Origin of the sequence: Hamadaea sp. NPDC051192, from assembly GCF_040682475.1 — a bacterium.
Taxonomy (GTDB): domain Bacteria; phylum Actinomycetota; class Actinomycetes; order Mycobacteriales; family Micromonosporaceae; genus Hamadaea; species Hamadaea flava.
Genome location: NZ_JBFBAZ010000281.1, coordinates 1 through 3080, shown reverse-complemented (window position 1 = coordinate 3080; position 3080 = coordinate 1). Strand labels below are relative to the sequence as shown.

The following is a 3080-nucleotide window of genomic DNA, read 5'->3' as shown; positions in this document are numbered from 1 at the left end:
GCCACCCCGCCCCCCCCCCCCGCCCCCCCACCCCGCCCCTCTCCGGTTTTATCTTGTTTTTACCTGTGCTCTCGACGGTGTGTCGACACTGGAAACTCCATGATCAACGCGCCAGCCCATGATCAACGCGCCAGACCATGATCGACGCGACGGGGCTGAGCGAGGGGGCCGGTCCGGATAGGGTGGGGCGCGTCGAAGGGGGAACAATGTTGGGCGGGCTCAAGCCGTGGCACGTGCTGATGCTGTTGTGCTGCATGGTCGGCGTGACGGGCATCGTCGCCGCCGTCGTGGCCGTCGTGTTCGCCACGAAGAAGAATCGCCGGTAGTGATTCTCAGTGGGCGCTGAAGTACCAGGCGGCCGAGGTGAGGATGGTTCCGACGAGGATGGTGAAGACCGTGCCACCTAGCACGGGCAGCACCCAACCGGCGATCCCGGGCTTGGTCAGCACCAGCATCTTCACCGTGAAGACGCCGAAGAACAGGCAGCCCAGCAGCGAGTGCACGAGCACCCGCGCGTCGTACGCCTGGAAGCCGATGCCGTAGAGGCAGAAGACGGCGACCGGGACGGCGATGAAGAAGGCGAGCCGGCCGGACCAGCGATGCAGCGCGCTGATCCAGGACGGTGCGCGGATCGCCTTGATCCTGCCGTACATGATCAGCGCCGACGCGGCCTGGATGAGTCCGAAGACGCCGGCCGCCACCGCCATCCAGCTCTTCACCTTGATCAGGTCCTCGAAGCCGGAGACCTTGAAGACGATGCTGTCGCCTTTGTGCTGCCCGCCGTAGACGCCGAGCGCGACCGACACCAGGGCGCCGATCAGCAGCGGGACGAGAAGCTTGCTGCTGTTCTTGGTGGACGTCGTCGTCATCGGGCCACCGCCACGGGAGCCGGCGCGCCGTAGGGCTCGGTCGGCTTCTCGGGCTTGGCCCGCACGCTGAGGATCGCGACGATCACTGCGATCAGTACGCCCACCAGCAGAGTGACGATGGGGGTCGGGACCTTCATCCACCCGATTATTCCTGCGATCGGCCATGATCGTTGCGTTCTCGCATACCTAGAAGTATTATGCATTGAATATCTAGGCTTATGGGAGACGGCGTGCACATCACGAAGGACCTGGTCGCGGCATCGGCGACGCCGCTCGTCCTCGGCATCCTCGCCGACGGGGAGAGCTACGGCTACGCCATCCTCAAACAGATCGGCGACCTGTCCGGCGGCCGTCTGGAATGGACGGACGGACTGCTCTACCCGCTGCTGCACCGGCTGGAGCGGCTGGGTCATGTCGAGTCGGTGTGGCGCGGCCCCGAAGGCGGGCGCCGCCGCAAGTACTACCGCATCACCGACCAGGGGCTGGGGGAGCTGGCTGAGCAGCGCCGGCAGTGGTCGGCCGTCGTCGACGCGCTGCAGAACATCTGGAACGACGCTCAGTCGAGCGGCCCCCGACTCGCCTGGGAGGGGTGACCGGTGGACACCGAGGGCACCGCCCCGGAGGCGGGCACCGGGCAGGACGTCGCCGACGACCCCGCGCTGGAGGCGCAGATCGGCGAATGGGTGGCGTACATGCGCCGCCGTCGCGAGCTGAGTGCGGCCGACGCCGACGAACTCGAAGATCACCTTCGCAACCGGATCGACGAACTGACCGAGGCCGGGCTCCAGCCGGACGAGGCCTTCCTCATCGCCGTCAAGCGCATGGGCAGCCTGGACGAGGTGTCGCGCGAGTTCGCCCGGGAGCACTCCGAACGGCTCTGGAAGCAGCTGGTGCTAGCCGGTGGCGGCGAGCCGGCCAAGACCGGGCCGGCCCGCAAAGACATGTTGATCATGATCGCCTGCGCGGCCGTGGCGGCGATCGGGGTGAAGATTCCCAGCCTGTTCGGGCAGACCTTCGAACATGACTTCGGCTTCTTCGCCCGCAACCTCAGTCTTTTCGCGCTGGTGCCGCTGGCGGCGTACTTCGTGTGGCGGCGGCAGGTGCGCCCGGCTGTCGTCGGCGTGCTCGCGCTGCTGTTCGTGCTCGGGGCGATCGGGGCGAACGTCTACCCGCTGGCCAACGACGCGGACACCACCATCCTCACCGGCATTCATCTGCCGATCGCGTTGTGGCTGGTCGTCGGGGTCGCGTACGCCGGGGGTGACTGGCGGTCCGGCTCACGGCGGATGGATTTCATCCGGTTCACCGGCGAGTTCTTCATCTACTACGTTCTCATCGCCCTGGGCGGCGGAGTGCTGATCGCATTCACCGCCGGGGTGTTCAACGCGATCGGGGTCAACGCCGAGACGTTCCTCGGCGGGTGGCTGCTGCCGTGTGGGGCGATGGCGGCGGTGGTCGTGGCGGCCTGGCTCGTGGAGGCCAAGCAAAGCGTCATCGAGAACATGGCGCCGGTGCTGACGCGGGTGTTCACCCCGTTGTTCGCGGTCGCGCTGCTGGCCTTCCTCGCGGCGATCGTCTTGACCGGCAACGGCATCGACATCGAACGGGATGTCCTGATCCTGTTCAACCTGGTGCTCGTCGCGGTCCTCGGGCTGCTGCTCTACGGCATCTCGGCCCGGGAACCCGCGGCCCCCCGGGGCTGGTTCGACCGGCTGCAGTTCGTGCTGGTGGTCAGTGCGCTGGTGATCGACGTGCTGGTGCTGCTCTCCGTCAACGGCCGGATCGCCGAGTTCGGCTTCAGCGCGAACAAGACCGCCGCGCTCGGGGAGAACGTCGTCCTGCTGGCGAACCTGGCCTGGTCGGCCTGGCTGCTGTACGGGTTCCTCTGGCGGCGGGCGCCGTTCGCCCGGCTGGAGAAATGGCAGACCGGCTACCTCGTCGTGTATACGGCCTGGGCCTGGTTCGTGGTGCTGGCCTTCCCGCCGCTCTTCGACTTCGTCTAGCCGCCGCAGCCGGGCCGACCGCCGCAGCCGGGCCGACCGCCGGAGCCGGGTCGGCCCGGCGAAGATCGGGATTTTGTGGCTGCCCGGGCGCGAGTACCCCCGAACTCAAGCGACGCCGGGCGGCCTGGTGCTGCTGTCGATCCGGATCGCGCGCTCGATCATCCGGCGCCTGCGGGAATTGCGGGCCGAAGCGCTCGACATGGCCGAC

General features: G+C 67.7%; 4 protein-coding genes. 2 read left to right on the top strand and 2 right to left on the bottom strand.

Annotated features, from left to right (window positions below; all coding sequences use genetic code 11):
• Nucleotides 1–332 precede the first annotated feature (332 nt).
• Nucleotides 333–869: a DUF6529 family protein gene (locus tag AB0M47_RS42540; protein ID WP_363424687.1), complete on the bottom strand. Its 537-nt coding sequence runs from the start codon at nucleotides 867–869 to the stop codon at nucleotides 333–335.
• Nucleotides 866–1006: a hypothetical protein gene (locus AB0M47_RS42535; protein ID WP_253762736.1), complete on the bottom strand. Its 141-nt coding sequence runs from the start codon at nucleotides 1004–1006 to the stop codon at nucleotides 866–868. Before AB0M47_RS42535 ends, AB0M47_RS42540 begins: the two co-directional genes overlap by 4 nt.
• 93 nt (nucleotides 1007–1099) lie before the next feature.
• Here AB0M47_RS42535 and AB0M47_RS42530 point away from each other — a divergent pair, with 93 nt between their 5' ends.
• Nucleotides 1100–1462, top strand: coding sequence for a PadR family transcriptional regulator (locus AB0M47_RS42530; RefSeq protein WP_253762738.1), 363 nt, complete (start codon nucleotides 1100–1102; stop codon nucleotides 1460–1462).
• A 3-nt stretch (nucleotides 1463–1465) separates the two neighbouring features.
• Entirely contained in the window at nucleotides 1466–2872 is a 1407-nt protein-coding gene (locus AB0M47_RS42525; RefSeq protein WP_363424682.1) for a permease prefix domain 1-containing protein, read from the top strand.
• The last annotated feature ends 208 nt before the right edge of the window (nucleotides 2873–3080 follow it).